General features: G+C 68.0%; 19 protein-coding genes. 7 read left to right on the top strand and 12 right to left on the bottom strand.

Translation table 11 applies throughout. The annotated features are described in order from the left end of the window. Window positions 1-17 precede the first annotated feature (17 nt). Window positions 18-992, top strand: a complete 975-nt coding sequence (cysK, locus tag ACSION_RS05130) for a cysteine synthase A (RefSeq protein ID WP_435305138.1) — start codon at window positions 18-20, stop codon at window positions 990-992. Window positions 993-998: 6 nt separating this feature from the next. On the opposite strand, the gene ACSION_RS05125 is transcribed toward cysK, so the two are convergent. The 5 genes from ACSION_RS05125 to ACSION_RS05105 form a co-directional block, all read right to left on the bottom strand. After that, a complete protein-coding gene (locus ACSION_RS05125) occupies window positions 999-1,466 on the bottom strand; it encodes a DUF6265 family protein (RefSeq protein WP_435305137.1) in 468 nt (155 codons plus the stop codon). Between the two features lie 225 nt (window positions 1,467-1,691). Further along, on the bottom strand, window positions 1,692-2,078 hold the full coding sequence (gene gloA2 / locus ACSION_RS05120) for an SMU1112c/YaeR family gloxylase I-like metalloprotein (RefSeq protein WP_435305136.1): 387 nt from the start codon (window positions 2,076-2,078) through the stop codon (window positions 1,692-1,694). Between the two features lies 1 nt (window position 2,079). Beyond that, the gene (locus tag ACSION_RS05115) at window positions 2,080-3,636 is read right to left on the bottom strand and encodes a DHA2 family efflux MFS transporter permease subunit (protein ID WP_435305135.1); all 1,557 of its coding nucleotides are present in this window, start codon (window positions 3,634-3,636) and stop codon (window positions 2,080-2,082) included. A 140-nt stretch (window positions 3,637-3,776) separates the two neighbouring features. Then, the gene (locus ACSION_RS05110) at window positions 3,777-4,868 is read right to left on the bottom strand and encodes an HlyD family secretion protein (RefSeq protein WP_093490136.1); all 1,092 of its coding nucleotides are present in this window, start codon (window positions 4,866-4,868) and stop codon (window positions 3,777-3,779) included. Between the two features lie 8 nt (window positions 4,869-4,876). After that, window positions 4,877-5,350 carry a MarR family winged helix-turn-helix transcriptional regulator gene (locus ACSION_RS05105; RefSeq protein WP_435305134.1) on the bottom strand — a complete coding sequence of 158 codons (474 nt, stop codon included), beginning with the start codon at window positions 5,348-5,350 and terminating at the stop codon, window positions 4,877-4,879. Window positions 5,351-5,466: 116 nt separating this feature from the next. Here ACSION_RS05105 and ACSION_RS05100 point away from each other — a divergent pair, with 116 nt between their 5' ends. After that, entirely contained in the window at window positions 5,467-6,078 is a 612-nt protein-coding gene (locus ACSION_RS05100) for a DUF6498-containing protein (RefSeq protein WP_435305133.1), read from the top strand. A 75-nt stretch (window positions 6,079-6,153) separates the two neighbouring features. Here ACSION_RS05100 and ACSION_RS05095 read toward each other — a convergent pair whose 3' ends face one another. From ACSION_RS05095 to gap, 7 genes are all read right to left on the bottom strand, one after another. Beyond that, the gene (locus tag ACSION_RS05095; RefSeq protein WP_056877970.1) at window positions 6,154-7,158 is read right to left on the bottom strand and encodes a class I fructose-bisphosphate aldolase; all 1,005 of its coding nucleotides are present in this window, start codon (window positions 7,156-7,158) and stop codon (window positions 6,154-6,156) included. Window positions 7,159-7,296: 138 nt separating this feature from the next. Further along, a complete protein-coding gene (gene pyk / locus ACSION_RS05090) occupies window positions 7,297-8,766 on the bottom strand; it encodes a pyruvate kinase (protein WP_093490133.1) in 1,470 nt (489 codons plus the stop codon). Window positions 8,767-9,034: 268 nt separating this feature from the next. After that, a complete protein-coding gene (locus tag ACSION_RS05085; protein ID WP_435305132.1) occupies window positions 9,035-9,676 on the bottom strand; it encodes an HAD hydrolase-like protein in 642 nt (213 codons plus the stop codon). After that, the gene (locus ACSION_RS05080) at window positions 9,673-10,848 is read right to left on the bottom strand and encodes a phosphoglycerate kinase (RefSeq protein WP_435305131.1); all 1,176 of its coding nucleotides are present in this window, start codon (window positions 10,846-10,848) and stop codon (window positions 9,673-9,675) included. Before ACSION_RS05080 ends, ACSION_RS05085 begins: the two co-directional genes overlap by 4 nt. 73 nt (window positions 10,849-10,921) lie before the next feature. Continuing rightward, a complete protein-coding gene (locus tag ACSION_RS05075) occupies window positions 10,922-12,286 on the bottom strand; it encodes a DUF3999 family protein (RefSeq protein WP_435305130.1) in 1,365 nt (454 codons plus the stop codon). Beyond that, window positions 12,283-15,018 carry a DUF2339 domain-containing protein gene (locus ACSION_RS05070; protein WP_435306656.1) on the bottom strand — a complete coding sequence of 912 codons (2,736 nt, stop codon included), beginning with the start codon at window positions 15,016-15,018 and terminating at the stop codon, window positions 12,283-12,285. The genes ACSION_RS05075 and ACSION_RS05070 overlap by 4 nt, the downstream gene beginning before the upstream one ends. 245 nt (window positions 15,019-15,263) lie before the next feature. Further along, the gene (gap, locus tag ACSION_RS05065) at window positions 15,264-16,268 is read right to left on the bottom strand and encodes a type I glyceraldehyde-3-phosphate dehydrogenase (RefSeq protein ID WP_093490129.1); all 1,005 of its coding nucleotides are present in this window, start codon (window positions 16,266-16,268) and stop codon (window positions 15,264-15,266) included. A gap of 163 nt (window positions 16,269-16,431) precedes the next feature. Between gap and ACSION_RS05060 the strand changes: the two genes are divergently transcribed. The 5 genes from ACSION_RS05060 to ACSION_RS05040 are packed head-to-tail and all read left to right on the top strand — an operon-like array spanning window position 16,432 to window position 20,042. Further along, entirely contained in the window at window positions 16,432-17,052 is a 621-nt protein-coding gene (locus tag ACSION_RS05060) for an OmpW/AlkL family protein (protein WP_435305129.1), read from the top strand. Between the two features lie 57 nt (window positions 17,053-17,109). Further along, the gene (locus ACSION_RS05055) at window positions 17,110-17,925 is read left to right on the top strand and encodes a S1/P1 nuclease (RefSeq protein ID WP_435305128.1); all 816 of its coding nucleotides are present in this window, start codon (window positions 17,110-17,112) and stop codon (window positions 17,923-17,925) included. A gap of 23 nt (window positions 17,926-17,948) precedes the next feature. Then, entirely contained in the window at window positions 17,949-18,716 is a 768-nt protein-coding gene (gene modA, locus ACSION_RS05050) for a molybdate ABC transporter substrate-binding protein (protein ID WP_435305127.1), read from the top strand. A gap of 7 nt (window positions 18,717-18,723) precedes the next feature. Further along, window positions 18,724-19,425 (top strand): molybdate ABC transporter permease subunit, encoded by a 702-nt coding sequence (gene modB / locus ACSION_RS05045; protein ID WP_435305126.1) that lies wholly within the window; start codon window positions 18,724-18,726, stop codon window positions 19,423-19,425. Further along, window positions 19,425-20,042 carry a molybdenum ABC transporter ATP-binding protein gene (locus ACSION_RS05040; protein WP_435305125.1) on the top strand — a complete coding sequence of 206 codons (618 nt, stop codon included), beginning with the start codon at window positions 19,425-19,427 and terminating at the stop codon, window positions 20,040-20,042. The genes modB and ACSION_RS05040 overlap by 1 nt, the downstream gene beginning before the upstream one ends. The last annotated feature ends 9 nt before the right edge of the window (window positions 20,043-20,051 follow it).

Below are 20,051 nucleotides of genomic sequence, written 5' to 3'. Positions count from 1 at the left end.
TCCCACCTGGAGATTCCATGGCCATCTACGACAGCATCCTGGACACCGTCGGTCGCACCCCGGTCGTCAAACTGCACCGCATCGCGCCGGAGCACGTCACCCTCTACGCGAAGGTGGAGTCGTTCAATCCCGGCGGCTCGGTGAAGGACCGCCTGGCGCTGGCGATCATCCTCGACGCCGAAGCCAAGGGCCTGCTGAAGCCTGGCGACACCATCATCGAAGCGACCTCCGGCAACACCGGCGTGGCGCTGGCGATGGTGGCCGCCGCGCGCGGCTACAAGTTCGTCGCCACGATGGTGGAGACGTTCTCGATCGAACGCCGCAAGCTGATGCGCGCCTACGGTGCCAAGGTGATCCTGACGCCGGCCGCCGAGCGTGGCAGCGGCATGGTGCGGCGCGCCGAGGAACTGGCGAAGAAGCACGGCTGGTTCCTCGCCCGCCAGTTCGCCAATCCGGCCAATCCGGCCTACCACCGCCAGACCACGGCGGCGGAAATCCTGCGCGATTTCGCCGGCCGTCGACTGGACCATTTCGTCACCGGCTGGGGCACGGGCGGCACGCTGACCGGCGTAGGCGAAGTGCTCAAGGTCGCGCGTCCTGAAGTGCGCATCACCGCCTCCGAACCGGCAGGCGCTTCGCTGCTGCTCGGCAAGGAATGGCAGCCGCACAAGATCCAGGGCTGGACGCCGGACTTCGTGCCGGAGGTGCTCAACCGCGAGGTCGTCGACGAGATCCTGCCGGTCACCGACGTGGAGGCGATCGCGACCTCGCGGCGCCTCGCCGCCGAGGAAGGCATCTTCGTCGGCATCTCCGCCGGCGCCACCGTGGCGGCCGCGCTGCAGGTCGCGCAGAAGGCCAAGCCGGGCGACGTGCTGCTGGCGGTGCTGCCGGATACCGGCGAGCGCTACTTCTCCACACCGCTGTTCGAAGGCGTCAACGAAGGCTCCGACGACGAATGGCTGGCCTCGCTGGGCGACGCGGCGCTGCCGTAATCGGCGTCAGGACGACGGCGGCGCGACGCAATCGCGCCGCCACGTCCATTCCATCGCCTTGCCGTCGTCGCGCCCGTCATCGACGCGCGCATGCAGCGTATCGGCGTCTGGTCGCGAGTAGATCACGCGCTTCGGGAAGTCATGCGCGGGGTTGGCGAACACGACGCGATCCGCTTCCACCCGCTCCGCCGGAAATGCGGTGACGGCGCTGCCGTCGGGCTGCGCAAGGAATACCCAGCGCCCGTCCCGTTGCGCGATGCGCATGAACTCGAAGCCGATCGCTTTGCCGTCACGCGTATCACGGTGCATGCCGACCAGCAGCCCGCCGCGCGGCACCATCCAGGTTTCTTCGCTGAAGGTCTTTCCGCTCGCGCCGCACCAGTGGCCGGCGAGCCAATCGAGATCGTTGGCTGACGCGGGGACCGCAATCAATGTCGTCGACACGGACAGGAAAAACGTCGTCAGGCGTTTCATGGGTATCTCCGCCGCGGCAGATCATGTGTCGCGCGACCTTAGCAGGTGCATGGGCGGACAGGCGACCCGAAAAAATCGGTGTGGGAGCGACGTCAGTCGCGATCGTGAATTCAGGATGCCGTGGATCTCACTGAAACCCATGTCTGCCGGTGAGGGAGCCCAGCACGAATCGCTGCAACCGATGCCGTGCGATCGCGACTGACGTCGCTCCCACAGAGAGCATTCCTACGCTTCGTAGAGTTCCAGCGGCAGGTCGTCCGGATCGGCGAAGAAGGTGAAGCGGCGGCCCGTGTACTCGTCCACGCGGATCGGCTCGCTATCCACGCCATGCGCATGAAGGTGCGCGACGGCGGCATCGAGGTCGACCACACGCAGGGCGAGATGGCGCAGGCCGCAGGCTTCCGGTCGCGACACGCGCGGCGGCGGCGAGGGGAACGAGAACAGCTCGACCTGCGTGCCATCGGGCAGCGCCAGGTCGAGCTTCCAGGAATCGCGTTCCGCCCGGTAATGCTCGGCGACGACGCGCAGACCGAGCACCTCGACATAGAAGCGCTTCGACCGCGCGTAGTCGGACGCGATGATCGCGACGTGGTGCAGGCCCTGCAGGTCCATCTCAGTGCGCCGCGGCGGCATCCGCGCCGCCACCGCCGCCGGAGGGCGCCTTGCCGCCGCGCATCAGCAGCACCAGCGGCATCGACACCAGCGTCAGCAGCATCATCAACTTGAAGTCGTTGAGATAGCCGATGGCCGCGGCCTGCCGGTTGACCTCGGCATTGAGCAGGGCCAGGCCGGTGGCCGTGGACGGATCCATCGCCGCAGGCAGCAGCGTGGTTTCCGCACCGAACGCCGGAATGCGCGCACCGATCTCCGCGTGGTTCACCTGCATCGCGCGCGACAGCATCGTCATCACCACCGAGATGCCGACCGACGAGCCGATGTTGCGCACCAGGCTGAAAAGGCCGGCGGCTTCGGTGCGCTGGTGCGGCTCCAACGTGGCGTAGGCCACCGTCGAGATCGGCACGAACACCAGGCCCAGGCCCATGCCCTGGACGACGCCGAGCCAGACGATGGAGTGCATGGACGCGTTCGGCCCGAACTGGGTCATGCCGTGCAGCGAGGCCACCATCAGGCCCATGCCGACCAGGATCGGCCAACGCGCATCGATGCGGCCCAGCAGGCGGCCGACGATCATCATGCTGAACATCGTGCCCACGCCACGCGGCGCCAGCACCAGGCCGATGGTCAGGACCGGATAGTTCATCAGCGTGCTGAGGTACGGCGGCAGCAGCGCCAGCGTCGCGAACAGCACGATGCCGACGACGAAGATCAGCGCGCAGCCGACCGCGAAGTTGGCGTTCTTCAGCAGGCCCAGGTCGAGCAGCGCGTGGTCGCGCTTGCGCCACCACCACAGGCCGTAGGTATAGAGCGCGAGGAAGGCGATCGCGGCTTCGATCTGGATTTCGACGCTGCCGAACCAGTCCTCGCTCTGCCCACGGTCCAGGAACAGCTGCAGTGCGCCGATGCCCAGCGCCAGCAGCGCGAGCCCGATGCCGTCCAGCGGCCGCTCGTGCGGCACGTCCTTCTTGACGCTGGCCATGATGCCGACCAACGCGAGGATGCCGATCGGCAGGTTGATCAGGAACACCCAGTGCCAGCTGTAGTTCTGGGTCAGGAAACCGCCCAGTGGCGGGCCGAGGATCGGGCCCACCATGATGCCCATGCCCCACATCGCCATCGCCGCGCCGTGCTTCTCCTTCGGGAAGGCATCCAGCAGCAGCGACTGCGAGATCGGCACGAGCGAAGCGCCGAACACGCCCTGCAGCACGCGGAACAGCACCATTTCGCCGATGCCGCTGGCGATGCCGCACAGCAGCGAGGCGACGGTGAAACCGCTGACCGCGATGATCAGCAGGCGGCGACGGCCGAGGCGACCGGCCAGCCAGCCCGTCACCGGCGTCAGGATCGCGGCAGCGACGATGTAGCTGGTCAGCACCCACGACACCTGGTCCTGGGTGGCCGACAGCGAGCCCTGCATGTCCGGCAGCGCGACGTTGGCGATGGTGGTGTCCAGCGCCTGCATCAGCGTGGCCAGCATCACCGAGCCGACCAGCAGCGTGCGCTTGCCGGTATCGTCCTGCGCGGGTGCAGCGGGAACGGCGGTTGTGCTCATGGGAAATTCCGTAAGCGATCGGCGTGCGGACGGCACGACGATCCAGAGGTCACCCGGGGCGCGGCGTCAGCGGGGCCGGGCCCCACCACAGTGCCCTCGCCCGCATCCGCGCACGCCCGGGATGACATGGAAACAGGGACTCAGCGCGCGGCGGTGGCGCGGCTGGACGCCGTGCCGCCGTCGCGCAGTTCGACATGCACGTCGGCGCTCATGCCGGCGCGCAGCTGCGGCGCATCGGTGGCGGCGCCATCGATCTCGAGGCGCACGGGAATGCGCTGCACGATCTTCACCCAGTTGCCGGTGGCGTTCTGCGGCGGCAGCACGCTGAACTCGGCACCCGATGCCGGTGCAATGGAAGCGACGTGCGCCTTCCACTTCACGCCCGGATAGCTGTCCACTTCGATCGTCGCGTGCTGGCCGACCTTCATCTTTTCCAGCTCGGTTTCCTTGAAATTGGCTTCCACCCAGATCGGCGAGGTCGCCACCAGCGGCATCGCCGTCTGGCCGACGTTGATGTACTCGCCCACCTGCAGGTCGTGCAGACCGACGATGCCGTCGACCGGCGCGCGTACTTCGGCGTGGTCCAGGTCGAGGCGGGCCTTCGCCAGCATCGCCATCGCGGCGCGGTACTCGGGCAGGTCCTGCGTGGGCGTGCCCGGGCTGCCGCTCAGCGAGGCGGTCGCTTCGGACTGGCTGGCGATGGCGTCGGCCAGGTCGGTGCGCGCTTCGGCGACCGCGTGGCGCGCGTCGTCCAGCATCTTGCGCGAGACCAGCTGCTGGCTGGCGAGCTGCTGCATGCGTTGCAGGTCGCGCTGCGCCCAGGTCAGCGTTTCGCGCGCGGCCTGGATCGAGGTACCCGTGCCGACCACCTTGGCGCGGCTCGCGTTGGCGGAGTTCGCCATGCGCGCGACCAGCGCTTCGTTCTGGGTGACGGCGATCGTCAGCGGATCGGCATCGATGCGGAACAGCAGGTCGCCCTTCTTCACCGGCTGGTTCTGCTGCACGGCGACTTCGACCACGCGCCCACCGACCTGCGGCGCAATCAGGATGCGCTCGGCCTTGATGTAGGCGTTGTCGGTGCTGACTTCGCGACCGGAGGCGACGTATTCCCAGCCGAAGAAGCCGGCGACGGCCAGCGGCCCGGCGATCCACAGCCACACGGGCACGCGACGGCGCTTCGGCGCGGAGGGTTTTGCGGCGTTCTCGCCGGCTTCGTTGATCTTGCTGGTCATGGTGGGATTCAACTCTTGCGGAGGGAGGACTCGCCGCGGCTGGCGCGGTCGAGCTGGGAGAGGTTTTCGCGGATCTGGCCGAGCACCTTGAGGGCCGTGGCGAGCTCATCGGCATCGATGCCGGCCAGGCAGTCCTCGCGGACCGACACGGCCACGGCTTCGATGTCGTGCATCACCGCATCCGACGGCGGTAGCAGGTGCAGGCGCCACACGCGGCGATCGTCCGGATCGCTGCGGCGCTCGACGAAGCCCGCCTTCTGCAGACGGTCGATGACGCGCCCGACGGCGATCGGCTCCATGTCGAGCAGGTCGGCCAGTTCCGACTGGGTAATGCCCTCGCTCTGGTGGATGCGCTTGAGCGCGCGCCACTGCACGCGGGTCAGGCCCAGGTGGGAGGCACGCCGGTCGAACACCCGGCCGAACAACCGGCTCAGGTCCGCGATCAGGTAACCGATGGTGCTGTTGCCGGCATGGGTCTTCATGGCTGCCTATGATATAGCTGCTTAGGCAATAATATTCCAAGCAAGTGCATTCCGTTCAGCCTGGCGACGGCCAGACGCCTGTCCTGCAAGGTCCGACCCTGCCGTATCCTGAACGGATGCGACCTTCCACCCTCGCCCTGCTCGCTTCCAATGCCCTGACCCTGGCGCTGGCGCTGATCTTCGATTGGGAGACCGGGTGGCTGGTCTGGCCCTACTGGATCCAGAGCGTCGTGATCGGCTGGTACGCCCGCAAGCGGATGTTGGCCTTGCGCGACTTCACCACCGAGGGCTTTACCTCGGGCGGCCAGCGCGTCAGCGAGGACGAAGCCGGCAAGCGTTCGACGGCCAGCTTCTTCTCGCTGCACTACGGCTTCTTCCACGCCGTCTATTTCGTCTTCCTGTGCGTGCACCACACCGTGGCGAATCCCCGCGACATCGCGCTGCTGGCGTTCTGTGGGTTGTCGTTCGTCTATTCGCAGCAGCAGACCTACGCCGTGCAGCACGCCGCCGACGTGGAGGGCAAACCCAGCCTGGGCGCGCTGATGTTCCTGCCCTACCTGCGCGTGATCCCGATGCACCTGATCATCCTGGCCAGCGCCGCGCTTGGCAGCGGCCTGCTGATGACGCTGTGCTTCACCGTGCTGAAGACGGCCTCCGACCTGACGATGGACTGCGCCGATCGGCGGATGGCGGAGAACGCCGCGAAACGGGCACGAGCAGGCGCGTAACGAAAAACGCCGGCTTTCGCCGGCGTTTCGTCCATCACGGGCTGCCGGAGGGCAGCCATCGCTGAGCGCAGGCGCTCAGCCCTCCCACTTGCCCAGCGCGGCCAGGCCGTTTTCCTTGGCGCGCTCGTACACCACGGCCTGTGCCTTGGCGAAGTTGCCCTTCAGGTCCTGCGACCACAGCTTCAGCGCGGCCTGCTGCATGGCGCGGCCGTACGAGAAGCTGAGCGGCCACGGCAGGCTGCCGAGCTGGTTCATCGCATTGAGATGCGCGGTGGACTGCTCGTCGGTCTGGCCGCCGGACAGGAACACGATGCCCGGCAGAATCGCCGGCACGGTGCTCTTCAGGCACATCACGGTGGATTCGGCCACTTCGTCGACATCGGCCTGCTCGTCACTGTCCTTGCCGGCGATGACCATCGAGGCCTTCAGGATGGTGCCTTCCAGCAGCACGTTCTGCTCGTACAGCGCGCCGAACAGCGAACGCAGCACGGCTTCGGTCACTTCGTAGCAGACTTCGATGTTGTGGTCGCCGTCCATCAGCACTTCCGGCTCCACCATCGGGACCAGGCCGCATTCCTGGCACAGCGCGGCATAACGGGCCAGCGCGTGGGCGTTGGCTTCGATGCAGGTGCCGGACGGGATGTCTTCACCGATGGTGATCACTGCACGCCACTTGGCGAAGCGTGCACCCAGCTTGTAGTACTCCTTGAGGCGGTCGCGCAGGCCGTCGAGGCCTTCGGTGACCACTTCGCCGGGGCAACCGGCCAGGGCATGCGTGCCCTTGTCCACCTTGATGCCCGGGATGATGCCGTGCTCGCTCATGTACTTGGCGAACGGCACGCCGTCCTTGGTGGACTGGCGGATGGTTTCGTCGTACAGGATGGCGCCCGAGATGTAGTCGGACAGCTTCGGCGTGGTGAGCAGCAACTCGCGGTAGGCGCGACGGTTCTCTTCCGTGTTCTCGATGCCCACGCCCTGGAACCGCTTGGCGATGGTGGTGGTGGACTCGTCGATCGCGATGATGCCCTTGCCCGCGGCCACCATGGCCTGGGCGGTTTCGGCAAGCTGTTCGATGCTCATGGGGTTCCTGGAGAAGCGGCGGGAAAGATACCAATTGTAGCCCGCTTGGCGGTGCCCGCGGGTGACGACGCACGGGGCGCGCCACCGCCGCGCCCGCATCCGGACGCTGCTGGACCTCGCCCCGTCCGGGGAAACCGGTTACAGCTCGCCCAGGCCCTCGGCCTTGCCGCGCTCGCCCATCTGCAGCAGGCGCAGCGTATTGGTGGCGCCGTGCTGCTCCATGTGGTCGCCGCTGGTGAAGATCACGCGGTCGCCCTCGGCCAGCAGCGCACGGTCGTGCAGCACGCGCATGGCGTCGCGCGCCGCCTCGCGCGGCGCCAGGCCGCGGCTGTCGAACGCGATCGGGAACACGTCGCGGATCATCGCCATCTTGCGGCGCGCACCGTCATGGCGCGAGAACGCGTAGATCGGCGCGCTCGAGCGGAAGCGCGACAGGAAGCGCGCGGTGCCGCCGGACTCGGTCATCGCAACGATCGCGCGCACGCCGATGTGCTCGGAGAGGAACATCGTCGCCATCGCGATCGCCTGGTCGGCGCGCTCGAGGTTGCGCGGCGCCTTCTCGAAATCGGTGTCCATCTCGAACTGCTTCTCGGCGCCGAGGCAGATGCGCGCCATCGCTTCCACCGCTCGCACCGGGTAGCTGCCGGCCGCGGTTTCGGCGGAGAGCATCACTGCGTCGGTGCCGTCGATCACGGCGTTGGCCACGTCGAGCACTTCGGCACGGGTCGGGATCGGGCTGTCCACCATCGACTGGAGCATCTGGGTGGCGGTGATCACCACTTTGTTCTGCGCCAGCGATTCGCGAATGATCTTCTTCTGCAGGCCCGGCAGTTCGGCATCACCGATCTCCACGCCCAGGTCGCCGCGCGCCACCATCACCACATCGCTGGCATCGACGATCTCGGTCAGGTTCTCGATGGCTTCGGTGCGCTCGATCTTCGACACCAGCGCGGCATCGCAACCGTGCTGGCGCGCGATGCGGCGGGCCTCGTTCATGTCTTCGGCGTTGCGGCAGAACGACACGGCGATGAAATCCACGCCGATGTTCTCGGCGACGTAGGCGATCAGCTCGCGGTCGCGCTCGGTCAGCGCGCCCAGCGACAGGCCACCGCCCTGCTTGTTGAGGCCCTTGCGGTCGGACAGCACGCCATCGTTCAACACCGTGCAGACGATGCGCTCGCCATCGACCTGCACGACCTGCAGCTGCATCAGCCCATCGTCGAGCAGCAGCACGTCATCGGCACCCACGTCGCCCGGCAGGCCGAGGTAGCTGACGCCGACCTGGTGGATGTCGCCGGGAGGCGCATCCGCGCTGGCGACCAGGTCGAAGCGGTCACCCTTCTTCAGCACGATCTTGCCTTCGGCGAATCGTTCGATCCGGATCTTCGGCCCCGGCAGGTCGGCGAGGATGCCGACTTCGGCGCCCACGCGCTGCGCGGCGAGGCGCACGGCGGCCGCACGCTTGGCCTGGCCCGAAGGATCGCCATGCGAAAAATTCAACCGCACCACGTTGACGCCGGCACGGAACAATTCCTCGAGCACGCCGGGCGGGTCCGTCGCCGGTCCGAGGGTGGCGAGGATCTTGGTACGGCGCTGGCGTTCGGTCATGGTGCGGATTCCCTGAAATCGCCGCAAACGCTACCACAGCGATTGAACACCGCAACGACCGGCGATCATCATGCCCGCATGCTGTCCCGGGACAGCATGCACGACGTTATCGCACGCTGATCGAAACCGCTGTTTTCAAGCACTTTCACGCGATCCGGCCACGCCGTGCTACTGGTATTTTTTTGGTCTGAGCGGCATGGCGGGATGTTGCGCGCGCACACCCGACTGCGCAAACGCATCGGATGAAACGCGCGTTTGATCGCGTTACTCAGGCGAACAGCGGCGCCAGCTGCGCAGGCGATTTCGCCAGATGATCCGCGCCCGCATCACGCAGTTCCTGCTCGCCACCGAAGCCCCACAGCACGCCCACGTTGCGCATGCCGTGCTGGCGCGCGCCTTCGATATCCATGCGGCGGTCGCCGATCATCCAGCAAACCTCCGGCGTCAGCGCGAGCCGGCGAAGGGCTTCGCCGATGAGATCCGCCTTGTGACTCAGGCGACCGTCGGCGGTGGCGCCGATGATCTCCTCGAAGCGGTGGCCGAACGGCAGGTGGGCGAGGATCTTGCGCGCATGCGGTTCGTTCTTCGCGGTGACCACGGCCAACCGGTGGCCGTCCGCGTGCAAGGCGTCGATCGCTTCGCCGATGCCGGCGTAGACCTGGTGCTCGAGCCAGCCATGCGATTCGAAGCGCTCGAGGTAATGCTCCACTGCGGCCTCCACCTTCGCCGGATCGCCCAGCAGCGGCATGAAGCTGGTGCGCAGCGACGGGCCGATCCAGCCACGCAGCTCGGCGTCGGTGGGTACCGGATGCTCGAGCTGCGACAGCGCATGCGCGATGCAGCGGGTGATGCCGACGGCCGAATCGATCAGCGTGCCGTCGAGATCGAAGAACAGCGTGGGACGGCTCACGCGCCGCGCGCCTCCAGGGCCGCGACGGCGGGCAGCGTCTTGCCTTCCAGGAACTCCAGGAACGCACCGCCACCGGTGGAGATGTAGCTGACGTCGTCGGCGATGCCGTATTTGTCGACCGCCGCCAGCGTGTCGCCGCCACCGGCGATGGAGAACGCCGCGGACTGCGCGATCGCGCGCGCCAGCGTTTCCGTGCCCTTGCCGAAGGCGTCGAATTCGAACACGCCGACGGGGCCGTTCCAGACCACCGTGCCGGCGGACTTGATGAGCTCGGCGTACCGCTGCGCGGTCTCCGGGCCGATATCGAGGATCAGATCGTCGGCCGCCACGGCATCCACCGCCTTGACCGTCGCCGGCGCATCGGCCGAGAAGGCCGTCGCGACCACGACGTCGGAAGGCAGCGGGATGTCGGCGCCGCGCGACTTCGCATCGGCATCGATCTTCTTCGCGGTATCGATCAGGTCCGCTTCGTACAGCGACTTGCCCACCGCATGGCCTTCGGCGGCGATGAAGGTATTGGCGATGCCGCCACCGACGATCAGCTGGTCGACCTTGCCGACCAGGCTGGTCAACAGTTCGAGCTTGGTGGACACCTTGCTGCCGGCCACGATGGCGAGCAGCGGGCGTGCCGGGTTGGCCAGCGCCTTGTCCAGCGCATCCAGTTCGGCCATCAGCAGCGGACCGCCCGCCGCAACGGCGGCGAAGCGGATCACGCCGTGCGTGGAGGCCTGTGCGCGGTGGGCGGTGCCGAACGCGTCCATGACGAAGACGTCGCACAGCGCGGCGTACTTCTTCGACAGCGCTTCGTCATCCTTGCCCTCGCCGACGTTCATGCGGCAGTTCTCGAGCAGGACGACCTGGCCCGGCTGCACGTCGACGCCGTCCACCCAGTCCTTCACCAGCGGCACGTCCACGCCGAGCAATTCGGAAAGTCGTGCGGCGACCGGCGCCAGCGAGTCGGCTTCGCTCCACACACCCTCTTTCGGGCGACCCAGGTGCGAGGTGACCATCACGGCCGCGCCCTTCTGCAGCGCCAGCTTCAGCGTGGGCAGCGACGCGGTGATGCGCTGCTCGGAGGTGATCCGGCCTGCGTCGATCGGCACGTTCAGATCCTGGCGGATCAGCACGCGCTTGCCGGTCAGGTCGAGGTCGGTCATGCGGACGATGGGCATCGGGGGGTCCTGGGCAGCCGGAAAGACGCCTATTGTCCCGGCTGCGCGCAGGCACCGCAAACCGCGGACGAGCTCAGGCGGCGGGCCGGCTGCGTAGCAGGCTGAGGGCGAACGCCGCGACGAGTACGGCGCCCAGCAACAGCAAGCCCCACAACAACCAGGCCTTCCAGTCGCGCGGCGTCGGCGGCGGCACCAGGGCCACTTCGCCTGCCAGTGCCATCGCCGGCGACAGGTAGGCGGGTGCGGGCTGCCAGTCCTCGCCGCGGTCGCGCCGAAGCGCATCCACCAGTTCCGGCATCGGCACCGAGGCCCGGCGCGCGGCCGCACTGCCGGCCACCAACGCGTACGGCGGCGTGCCCTGTGCCAGGAACACCATCACCTCGGGCCGGTAACCCAGTCGCAGCGTCGGTGCTTGATCGGGCAGCGGTCCCCGGCTGCGCAGCCGCCATTCGCGGTCGCGCACTGGTCCGCTGGACAGCGGCTGGTCGGGCGAGGCGCTCGGACGGTCGCCATCGACGCGATACGCCACCCACGGACCCGCCTGCAGGCGCCATGGCGCGTCCTCCGCATCGCGGCTTTCGAGCGTCCATTCGCCCACCGCGAAATCGTCCATCGCCAGGTCGACCAGCGCGATCGGATAACGCCCGTCGCTGCGGTAGACGAAACCGTCGACGCCCTGTTCGCTCACGCGCCGACCTTGCAGCTCCGACCACGCCACCGTCTGCTGCAGGTGCACGGCATCCAGCCGCACGCGGATCTCTCGGATCGGCAGCGCTGCCGCCGCGTCCAGCGGCACGAAGCGCACGTAGCGGAAGCCGGCGCGGATCGGCGCTTCGTCGTGCAACAGGCGCTGCGTGCCCCGCTGCAATTCCATCAGCGTCACGCGCGCTTCCAGCACGTCCCATGCCTGGAGGTCGTGGCTGCCTTCCACCCTGAAACGCGCCTCGCGCGGCTCGCCAGGGTCCCACGTGATCTCCAGCGCTTCCGGGTTGTCGCGGATCCCGCTGAGGTCCACGAGGAACGCACGCCCGGTGTCGGCCGCGGGCGTACCGCCGCTGGCCTCGATGCGGACGATGCGCCCGTGCTCACCGAACTGTGCGGAAACGCTCGAGGGCTCTCCCGCGCCCGGTGCAGGCGTGTGCAGCGGGAACCACGGCACCACGATGCGTCGTGCCGGCAGGGCCGTCGGCTGCTCGGGCCCGAACAACGCGGCGGCCACGGGCTTGCCCTGCGCGTCGAGCACGTTGACGTCGCGCAGGTCAAGCCACGCGGTGGTGGCATACACGCTGCGATCGAGCTCCACACGGTAGGCCCCGGCGCGCTCGGCCGACAGCGCCAATGGCCAGCGCTTGGCGTAGGCGCCTTCCGGTTTCGACTGTGCGGAGGCGACCGGCGATGCCGCCATCAGGACCAATGCGGTCAGCAGGAACATCCTCATGCGGCCGCCTCCTCCGAATCGGCGCGACGCGGCGGCGCCGGCGCCAGATAACCCACCACCGTGCACAGCAGGCCGTAGGCGATGAACGAACCAATGCCGAGCAGGTTGCCGAGGTGCTGGCGGTCCACCGTCAGCAATTTCAGCAGTACCACGCCCATCAGCAGCGCGCCGGCCAGCCACAGCATGCGCTGTCCACGACGCGAACCGATCACCCAACTCAACACGCCCAGCACGCTCCACACGATCGTCAGGCTGGTCTGCGCGAGGCTGCTCGACAGCAGGCCCTCGCTCCACGGCACACCACCCCAATGGTGGACGGCATGCAGCACGACGGAGGTGATCCAGACGAAGGCGGCCGTCGACAGCAGCACGATCTGCGTGGGCGCGATGCTGCGGTCTTCGGGCATCCACCAGCACAGCAGCAACACGAGCACGGCGAGCTGCGCGAGCTCCATCGGGTTCACCACGGGAATCCAGGGCAGCGGCATCGCGTTGCCGGCGATGAACAGCGACCCCACCCACCACAGGCCAAGCGCCGCGAACAACACGCCCAGCAGCGGCGTGCGCCAGCCATCGAAGCGTTCGCCCAGCGGCGCCGACAACCAGCCCCAGCGGAACAGTGCCAGCGCGACCACGACCAACCACGGCAGCGCGATCAGGCCGGCCGTCCAACCCTGGCCCATGCCTTCCAGCCAATCGGGCAACCACGCCATCAGCAGGCTGGCGACCATCGGCCACACCAGCCACCAGACGAACTGCGCCGCACCCGCGAGGCGATGCTCGCTGTCGCGCAGGCACAGCAGGCTGCGAATGCCGAGTACCGCATAGGCCAGCCATGCCCATGCACCATGACCCGCGAAGGGCTGCTGGTGCACGTCCGCCTGCCACAGGGCCAGCGGCACCGCGGAAGCCAATGCTGCCAGCGTCGTCCACGCCAGCCCGCTCGAAGGACGACGGCGATGCACCTCGGCGGCCAGCCACCCCGTCAACGCGGCGAACGCGAGCATCGCATCGGGTTCGTCCCGATGGCCCAGGTAGCGATTGATCTCGATCATGCCATTGCCCAGCCACCACGCCAGACCCCAGGCGTAGTAGAGCCCTGCGATGGCGCCCACGCGTCCGCGATAGCTCCAAGCACTGGCCAGGCCGGCCAGCGCGATCAACAGCGCGCTCATGAAGGGCGCATTGGCGAACATCGGGCTGCCGATGGCTTCGAACCCGCTGCTCGGCGTCCAGGCATCCGCACGCGCGATGAAGAAGGCGAACGCCGCCGCCATCTGCAGGCCTGCGCCCGTCAGTTGCGGCAACAGGCGCGACTGCCGCAGACCGAGCCAGACCAGCGCCGCGCCTTCCAGGGCGAACACGCAGGCGGTGGCCTGCGCCGACAGCGCCAGCGGTACCGCCAGCGTGGCGAAGCCGACCGCCAGCAGGGCATACGACTGCGCAAGGACGTCATAGGTTTCGCGACGGCGCAGCAGCCACGACAACCCGGCATACAGCACGCCCAGACCCAGCGCGCAGAACGCCAACGGCAGGCGGCTGTCCTCGAACGCGCCACCCTGCATCAGCCCGGCCTGCAGCGAGAACGCGACCAGCGGCATGCCGAACACCAGGCAGCCGTCGATGAAGTCGCGCCGACTGGCCGGCTGGCGGCGCGCGAACAGCAGCGGGATCAGCAGGTAGAACACGAAGAACAACGCCAGGAACGGCTGCGTGGTGCCGTACTTCTCCGGCGCGTAATCGAACAGGCCCCACGCGGTACCGATGCCGAAGGTGAAGGCGAACCCGAGCAGGTTCAGCAGGCGCCAGGACTTGTACCAGGCGATGCCAACGATCGCCGCGTTGAGCACGGCGTAGTAAGAGAACAGGGCGACGTGGTTGCCGCTGCCCGTCGACAGCCAGATCGGCGCGAGGAAGCCCGCCAGCAAGGCGAAAACCGCCAGCGCCTTCGCATCCTGCAGTACCGCCAGCATGCCGGCGCCTGCGACCAGCGCGATGCTCAGCGCGAACGCCGCGCCGACCGGCATCAGGCCGAAGATCTTGAAGGCGGCGAACACCACCAACAGCAGCACGCCGATCGCGCCACCCTGCAGGCTCAGCGCGAACACGCGGTTGCTCTCGCGCTTGCGCCAGGCGAACACCAGCGCACCCAGCGCGGCGGCCGCAACGCCGGCGAGGCGAAGTTCCGGCGGAAGCGTGAACCAGCCCTGGTCCGCGCCGTACTTCAGCAGCGCGGCGACGCCGGCGAACAGCACCAGCATGCCGATCTTCACCGGCACGTTGCCGACGGTGAACCAGCGCTGCACCGCGCGGACCGCGGTGGTGGCGAAATCCGGACGCGAGGGCGCGACGGGACGCGGCGGCCGGGGCGGCAGCGGCGGCGTGGCGGGTGCCGGCCTCGGCGCTTCCGGAACGGGCGGGATCGGCGGCGGCCCGGCCGTCTGGCTCGGTGCCGTGGGCGCAGCGGCGGGTGTTGGGCGCGGTGGCGGCGCGGGCGCGGCGTCGCGCATCAGGTCCGCGAGCGTGGGCCCGTCGTCCACGACGGGCGCCACAGGCGCAGCCACCGTGCTGGCGGGCGCAGGTTCGGCAACACGCGCGGTGCGCAGCTGCGCGACCTGCGCTTCGAGCGTCGTGACGCGGCGCTTCAGGCCGCTGACCGACACCAGCGCGACGATGAGCAGGACAGGCATGGCCAATACGGCCAGCCCCACCAGGACCAACAACCCGACCACGTCATCCATTCCCCGACCTCGCCTGTGCGTGTTTCCGGTGCAAGGACGCGGAATGCCGCGTCCTCCGGCCGTCCGTGCAGCCGCGTCCGCAGCCTCGGGCATGGCCCGGGGATTTGCAAGATTCCGATCCGCAGGTGGCCGAGGACGGCGCACCCGGTATCACTTGGCGATACCCGGAAACGACACGGGCGCCCTGGGGCGCCCGTGTCGGGAGGCGGGACGGCCTGTCAGGCCGCTACGCGGGCTTACTTGCCAGCGACCACGCGGACCATTTCCAGGCACTTGTTGGAGTAGCCCCACTCGTTGTCGTACCAGCTGACGATCTTGACGAAGGTCGGGTCCAGCGCGATGCCGGCCTCGGCGTCGAAGATCGAGGTGCGGGTGTCGCCGCGGAAGTCTGTGGCGACCACCTTGTCCTCGGTGTAGCCCAGGATGCCCTTCAGCGCGCCCTGGCTCTGCGCCTTCATCTCGGCCTTGATCTCTTCGTACGTGGCCGGGTTCTCGAGTTCGGCGGTCAGGTCGACCACCGACACGTCGCTGGTCGGCACGCGGAACGACATGCCCGTGAGCTTCTTGTTGAGCGACGGGATCACCACGCCGACGGCCTTCGCCGCGCCGGTGCTGGACGGAATGATGTTCTCAAGGATGCCGCGGCCGCCGCGCCAGTCCTTGTTGCTCGGGCCGTCGACGGTCTTCTGCGTTGCGGTCGCCGCGTGCACGGTGGTCATCAGGCCACGCTTGATGCCCCACTTGTCGTGCAGCACCTTGGCGATCGGCGCCAGGCAGTTGGTCGTGCACGACGCGTTGGAAATGATCGCTTCGCCGTTGTAGGTCTTGTCGTTGACGCCATAGACGAACATCGGCGTGTCGTCCTTCGACGGGGCCGACAGGATGACCTTCTTCGCGCCGGCATCGAGGTGCTTCTGCGCGGTGGCCTTGTCGAGGAACAGGCCGGTGGACTCGATGACGACGTCGGCGCCGACTTCATCCCACTTCAGGTTGGCCGGGTCGCGCTCCTGGGTCAGGCGGATCTTCTTGCCGTTGACGAACAGCGCGCCGTCCTCGACCTTCACGTCGCCGTCGAAACGACCGTGCACGGAGTCGTACTGCAGCATGTACGCCAGGTAGTCCGGTTCCAGCAGATCGTTGATGGCGACGATCTCGATGTCGTTGCCGAAATTCTGCACGGCGGAACGCAGCACGTTGCGTCCGATGCGGCCGAAGCCGTTGATACCCACCTTGATCGACATTGCTCAGGACTCCTGCGGCCGCGCCTGGCGCGGCGGGGTTGACGGGGGCCGACATTCTAACAGGCCGCCCCGCCGGCACGTCCCCGCGGGCATTGATCAGGATCAAGGCGGCATGGGAAACGCGGGCAGAGACTGGCGCCACATTCCAACGAGCGTCACCACCATGAAAAAGACCCTGATCCCGATTGCCATCGCCCTCGCCTTCGGCGCCGCCGCTCCCGCCTTCGCCCAGTCCAAGGGCGACTGGACCCTGGGCGTCGGCGTGCACCAGGTGAACCCGAAGTCCGACAACGGCACCCTGGCCGGCGGCACCCTGCCGCTCGACATCGACAGCGACGTCAAGCCGACCATCACCTTCGAATACTTCCTGCGCGACAACCTGGGCCTGGAAGTGCTGGCCGCGCTGCCGTTCAAGCACGAGATCGCCGTCGACGGCGTCGGCACCGTGGGCAGCACCAAGCACCTGCCGCCGACCGTGTCGCTGCAGTACCACTTCAACAGCAAGGGCAAGGTGTCGCCGTTCCTCGGTGCCGGCCTGAACTACACCACGTTCTTCAGCGAAGACACCAAGGGCGCGCTGGACGGCACCAAGCTGAAGCTTGACGATTCCTGGGGCCTGGCCGCGCATGCGGGCATCGACATCAAGGTCAGCGAGCGCGGCGCCGTGCGCGTGGATGCGCGCTGGATCGACATCGATACCGAAGTCAAGGTGGATGGCGCCAAACTGGGCACCGCGAACATCGACCCGCTCGTGTACGGCGTGGCTTATATCGTGAAGTTCTGAGCCGCGATCGGCACGCAACGCGCAATGGGGACGGCCCGTGTCGGTTAAAGTACCGGCATGGTCCGTCCCCTTCTTCTTGCCGCCACTCTCGTTGTTTTCCTCGCCGGCGCCTTGCTGCCCGCGCCTGCCCTCGCTTGGGGGCCGATGGGCCACCGCCTGGTGGCGCAACTGGCCTGGGACGACCTGACACCCGCAGCGCGCCGCCAGGCGGAGATGCTGCTGAAGGGCGAACCGGATGCGACGTTGCCCGGCATCGCGAGCTGGGCCGACGACTTGCGCGACAGCGATCCCGTGCTCGGCAAGACGACGTCGCGCTGGCACTTCGTCAACATCGGCGAACACGACTGCGCTTACGAACAAGTCCGCGATTGTCCCAACGGCAATTGTGTCGTCGAAGCCATCAGGGCGCAGGCCGCGATCCTGGCCGATACCAAGCGCACGCGCGCGGAGCGGTTGCAGGCACTGAAGTTCGTCGTGCACTTCGTCGGCGACGTGCACCAGCCGCTGCATGCCGGCTACGGACGCGACAAGGGCGGCAACGACGTGCAGATCAACTTCAACGACCGCGGCACCAACCTGCACACGCTGTGGGACAGCCGCATGCTGCTCTCCACGGGCCGCAGCGAAGCCGACTACCTGCGTCGCCTGCGCGCGCTGCCGCGTCCGGACGTGGGCGCCATCGCGTTGCCGCCGCCGTCGGCCGACTGGGCCGAGCAATCGTGCCGCGTGGTGACGCAGCCCGGCTTCTACCCACGGCGCGCCAAGCTGGAACAGAGTTACGTGGACCAGCACCTGCCCGTCGTCGAGCAGCAATTGCGCGCCGGCGGCGTGGCCCTGGCGAAGGTACTCAACGCCGCGCTTTCCCGAGGATAGATTCCACCCGCACGGAGTTCACCATGGCCCTGATACGCGGTTTACTGTTCGCCTTCGCTGTCGCGTTCGCCAGTCTCGCGCATGCGCAAGAGCGCACTGCGCTCACCGTGTTCGCCGCCGCCAGCCTGAAGGAATCGCTGGACGAGGCCGCCGCGGCCTACCAGAAGCAGACCGGCGTACCGGTGCGCGTGTCGTATGCGGCGAGTTCAGCGCTCGCGCGCCAGATCGAACAGGGCGCGCCCGCCGATGCCTTCTTCTCCGCCGACCTGGAATGGATGGACTACCTGCAACAGCGCGACAAGCTCGAACCGGCCACGCGACGCAATTTGCTGGGTAACCAGTTGGTGCTGGTCGCACCGAAAGCAAGCAAGGCGCGCGTCGACCTGAAGCGGCCCGCCACCGTCCTCGCCGCGCTCGGCGACGGTCGCCTGGCGGTAGGCCAGACGCAGACCGTGCCGGCGGGCAAGTACGCCAAGGCCTCGCTGGAGTCGCTGTCGTTGTGGAACGGCGTCAAGGCACGGCTCGCCGAATCCGAGAGCGTGCGCGCGGCGCTGATGCTGGTGGCACGCGGCGAAACGCCGTTGGGCATCGTGTACGCCTCCGATGCGAAAGCGGAACCGGCCGTGCGCGTGGTGGCGACGTTCCCCGAAGACAGCCATCCGCCGATCATCTATCCGGTGGCCGCCCTGCGGGGCCCGCGATCGGCGCAGGCGACGCAGTTCGTGCAATGGCTGGCCTCCCCCGCGGCCGACGCGATCTTCACGCGGCGCGGCTTCGCGGTGAAGGATTGACGCCTTCGTGTTCGATACGTTCACCGCGGAAGAACTCACCGCGATCCGGCTCAGCCTGAAGGTGGCGCTGGTGGCGGCGCTCGCCAGCCTGCCGTTCGGCGTGCTGGTCGGCTGGGTGCTGGCGCGCACGCGCTTCCCGGGCAAGGCGCTGCTGGATGCCGTGGTGCACCTGCCGCTGGTGTTGCCGCCGGTGGTGATGGGTTACGGATTGCTGGTGACGCTGGGCACGCAGGGCGCCATCGGCGCTTTCCTGAAGGAGCACCTGGGTCTCGTGTTCGCGTTCCGCTGGACCGGCGCGGCGCTGGCGTGCGCGGTGATGGGCTTCCCGCTGATGGTGCGCGCGATCCGCTTGTCGCTCGAAGCCACCGACCGTCGTCTGGAACAGGCCGCGTCCACCCTGGGCGCCGGCCCGTGGCGCGTCTTCTTCACCGTTACCTTGCCGCTGGCCTGGCCCGGCCTGGTCGCCGGCAGCGTGCTGGCCTTCGCGAAAGCGCTTGGCGAATTCGGCGCCACCATCACCTTCGTCTCCAACATCCCCGGCGAGACACAGACGCTGTCCTCCGCAATCTATGGCCTGATGCAGGTGCCCGGTGGCGAAGCCGGCATCTGGCGCCTCGCCGCGGTCGCCGTGGCGATCTCGCTGGCCGCGCTGCTGTTCTCGGAGTGGCTGGTGCGCCGGCACCACACGCGCCAGGGCGAGGACAGCTGATGCTGCACCTGGACATCGAACTGCGGCGCGGACACTTCCATCGCCACGTGCGCATCCAGGACGACGCGCGCGTGATCGCCCTGGTGGGGCCGTCCGGCGCGGGCAAGACCTCCGTGCTCAATGCCATCGCGGGACTGGTGACGCCCGTGGCCGGGCGCATCGACGTGGACGGCCACTGCCTGTTCGACAGCACGCAGCGCATCGACGTGCCGGTGCACCAACGCCGCATCGGTTATGTCTTCCAGGATGCGCGGCTGTTCCCGCACCTGGACGTGCGCCGCAATCTGCTCTACGGGCGCCACGGCGGGCGTGGCGCGCCCCGCTTCGGATTCGATGCCGTCGTGGAGTTGCTCGGCATCGCACCGCTGCTCGGTCGCCGCACACGCAATCTGTCCGGTGGCGAAGCGCAGCGCGTCGCGATCGGTCGCGCGTTGCTGTCACAGCCCTCGTTGCTGCTGTTCGACGAGCCGCTGTCCTCGCTGGACCAGGCCCGCCGCGAAGAACTGATCCCCTACCTGCAGCGCGTGCGCGACGAGATCCGCCTGCCCATCGTCTACGTCAGCCACCATCCGGAAGAAGTACGCCGCGTGGCCGACTCCACGCACACCCTCGACTGACGCCGTCCC

The sequence above is a fragment of the Pseudoxanthomonas sp. LjRoot125 genome (assembly GCF_964252705.1).
GTDB lineage: Bacteria > Pseudomonadota > Gammaproteobacteria > Xanthomonadales > Xanthomonadaceae > Pseudoxanthomonas_A.
This window is presented reverse-complemented; position numbering and strand designations above follow the sequence as displayed.